The 3,659-nt window shown below is 56.5% G+C and carries 2 protein-coding genes; both read right to left on the reverse strand.

Features of this window, described 5'->3' with window-relative positions; genetic code table 11:
* On the reverse strand, window positions 1-739 hold a 739-nt coding region (locus OEJ36_RS30350), incomplete at its 3' end, for a hypothetical protein (RefSeq protein WP_263404649.1).
* A 231-nt stretch (window positions 740-970) separates the two neighbouring features.
* A partial coding sequence (locus OEJ36_RS30355) for a calcium-binding protein (protein WP_317891614.1) occupies window positions 971-3,659 on the reverse strand: 2,689 nt, incomplete at its 5' end.

The raw sequence follows: 3,659 nt of genomic DNA on the forward strand, positions 1-3,659 counted from the left end.
CGAAGTCGAAGGTGATGCCGGCGTTGGCGCCGACGGTTTCGATGCCATCGCCGTCGAGATCGAGGCTTAAAGGGTCTCTGCGCTCGACAAAATTGTTGGCGCTATTGAAACTTGTATTTATTCCAGGGGCCACGCCACTCTTTCGGCGCTCCTCAAACCATTCTTTCTGCGTCATGTAGGGTTTGCCCTCCGTGACGCACTCTTCTACGTAATTATAATAGTCGTCTCTGCTTGCCAGTATTTGGGCCGTGTCAGATTTTACAACAGCGGTATAGACGTTCTCGGCGATATCCTCCAGTCTCATGCCTAAGATTTTTATGTGACTGTCATTTTTTAGCTCCCAGCCTTTTTCAGGAGTCCATGTTAATTTTGCACCGACCTCCACGGAGACAAAGAAATTTCCAACCGACACAGCTGTTCCGGTTATTTCTGTTTTTTCGACAATTATTTTGCCGTTCTCGTTGACTCTTGATGTTGTGGTAACACTGCCACGGCCATACTCCGTAGACATTTCAATTTTTTTGTCAGTATCGACAGAAATACTTGAATTGCCGGCTTTGTATGTGACGCTCCCTGTCTCAAGCGATAAATCAGTGTTAAGTTCGTGGCCGTTGTTATCTTTGAAAGTAACTTCTCCGTTATCTTTGATGAGTGCTTGATAACCTTTCGAATCACGAATATTAAGGCCTTTCTCATCTACAGAGACTTCGTCCTTGTATTGTCCAATATCTTCGCTCATGAATGCTCCATATTCTCTGTGTGTATTTATATGCTAAGAATTGTGAGTGGGGAGGTCCTTCACCGCTCCCTAAACGCTCATCCTGATGGGAGGAGGTGACAGCTGTCCGCGCAACCCGGTAAGCCGTGTAGTCCATCTATACCGAGCAAAGCGGAACCCCCGTGGTATCCAGGGCTCCACACAGCGAGCAGGAGCGCCAATGGGCGCTCCTGTCGTTATCGCTGATGCAGGTCAGGCCCAGTTCGTAGCGATCACCACCTCCAGCTGCGCCTTCTGCTCGGGCGTCAGGTTGGAGCTGCCGCCCGCAGGCGGCGCGAAGGCCGCCATGGCGTTGACCAGGTTCTGCACCTGGCTATCGAGCAGGGTCTTGCCGTCGCCGGACTTGATGGTTTCGATATGGTTCGAAGTGCTCGAGTACCAGTTGCTGATGGTGACCTTGTCGGCAGAGTTGTGCAGGGTCAGTTCCAGGTTGCTGCCGTTGCGTTGGAGCCAGATGTCGTTTGCGGAGATGTCCTGGCCGAAGAGGAGGGTGTCGTTGCCGCCTGCATCGGCTACCAGGTCCTGGCCATCTCCTTTGGCAAACAGGTAGGTGTCATTACCGTAGCCGCCATTGAGGCTGTCGTTGCCTTCTCCGCCATCAAGGATGTCGTCACCGGCGGCGCCGTTCAACACGTCGTTGCCTGCCAGGCCCTTGAAGTGCACGGCATCGTTGCCATAGGGCGCGAAGCCGTCGTCACCGCCTGTGCCTGCGACTCCGAGCTCCATTTCCAGGCTGTTGATGGTGCGGTTGCTGCCATCGGCGAACTCGACCTTTTCAACCCGGAGGTACGGATTGCTGTACCAGTTGGCGAGCGTGATGCTGTCGGTGGCGCTGTAGTGCAGGGTGAGGTTTCTGCCTTCGCGGCTCATGCGCATGCCGGTGACATCGATACCTTCGGCGAAGCGAATGATGTCGGTATAGAGATAGCTGTCGCTGCCGTTTGCAAAGGTCTCGGCCAGGATGTCCTGACCATCACCGAGGCTGAAGAGGTAGGTGTCACTGCCTTCATAGCCATCGAGGGTGTCGTTGCCCTTGCCGCCGATGAGGACGTCATCGCCGTAGCCGCCAAGGATGGAGTCGTTGCCCGCGCCACCGAGCAAGGTGTCATTACCGGCGCCCCCATTGAGGCTGTCGTTGTCGTTACCGCCATCGAGGATGTCGTTACCGGCAGCACCATTCAGTATGTCGTTGCCTGCCAGGCCCTTGAAGTGCACGGCATCGTTGCCATAGGGCGCGAAGCCGTCGTCACCGCCTGTGCCTGCGACTCCGAGCTCCATTTCCAGGCTGTTGATGGTGCGGTTGCTGCCATCGGCGAACTCGACCTTTTCAACCCGGAGGTACGGATTGCTGTACCAGTTGGCGAGCGTGATGCTGTCGGTGGCGCTGTAGTGCAGGGTGAGGTTTCTGCCTTCGCGGCTCATGCGCATGCCGGTGACATCGATACCTTCGGCGAAGCGAATGATGTCGGTATAGAGATAGCTGTCGCTGCCGTTTGCAAAGGTCTCGGCCAGGATGTCCTGACCATCACCGAGGCTGAAGAGGTAGGTGTCACTGCCTTCATAGCCATCGAGGGTGTCGTTGCCCTTGCCGCCGATGAGGACGTCATCGCCGTAGCCGCCAAGGATGGAGTCGTTGCCATCCTCGCCATTGAGGATGTCGCTGTTGGCACCGCCACGCAGGGTGTCGTTACCCAACCCGCCTTTGAAGTGAACCGGGTCGTTACCAAGAGAGCTGAAGGCGTCATCACCGTCTGTGCCCTGCACGCCCAGCTCCATTTCGAGCGCTTTGATCTCTGTGCGAGTACCGTCGGCGAAATCAATGAACTCGATGCGGTTCACGTAGTTGGAGTATTGGTTGATGATCGTTATCTGGTCGTTAGCGCTGTAGTGGACAATGAGATTTCCACCGGATCGGCTCAGGCTCAGGTCGGAGCGATTGATGCCCTCGCCAAAGCGGATGACATCGACGCTGGGCAGGCCCCAGCCCACCGAGGTGTCGACGATGACATCCTGGCCATCGCCGAGGTCGAAGACATAGGTGTCGCTGCCTTCCTGGCCATCGAGCGTGTCGTTGCCCTTGCCGCCGATAAGAAGGTCGTCTTCCTTGTAGGCGGTGAGGACATCGTCGCCAGCACCACCAATCAGAGTGTCGTTGCCTCCGTTGCCAACGATGGAGTCGTTGCCATCTTCGCCATTGAGGATGTCGCTGTTGGCACCACCCCGGAGGGTGTCGTTACCCAGCCCGCCGTTGAAATGAACAGGGTCGTTGCCAAGAGGGCCGAAGGCGTCATCACCGTCTGTGCCTTGCACGCCCAACTCCATTTCGAGCGCCTTGATGTCCATGCGGGCGCCATTAGCGAACTCGATGAATTCGATGCGATTTCCGTATCCAGTGTATTGGTTGGTTATCGTTACCTGATCGTTGGCACTGTAGTGAACGGTGAGGTTTCCACCGGATCGGCTCAGGCTCAGGTCGGAGCGATTGATGCCCTCGCCAAAGCGGATGACATCGACGCTGGGCAGGCCCCAGCCCACCGAGGTGTCGACGATGACATCCTGGCCATCGCCGAGGTCGAAGACATAGGTGTCGCTGCCTTCCTGGCCATCGAGCGTGTCGTTGCCCTTGCCGCCAATGAGAAGGTCGTCTTCCTTGTAGGCGGTGAGGACATCGTCACCAGCGCCACCGATCAGAGTGTCGTTGCCTCCGTTACCAACGATGGAGTCGTTGCCATCTTCGCCATTGAGAATGTCGCTGCTGGCACCGCCACGAAGAGTGTCGTTACCCAGGCCACCCTTGAAGTGAACAGGGTCGTTGCCAAGAGGGCCGAAGGCGTCATCACCGTCTGTGCCCTGCACGCCCAGCTCCATTTCGAGCGCTTTG

The organism is Pseudomonas sp. PDM13 (assembly GCF_025685765.1).
In the GTDB taxonomy this organism is placed as follows: Bacteria; Pseudomonadota; Gammaproteobacteria; order Pseudomonadales; family Pseudomonadaceae; genus Metapseudomonas; species Metapseudomonas solani.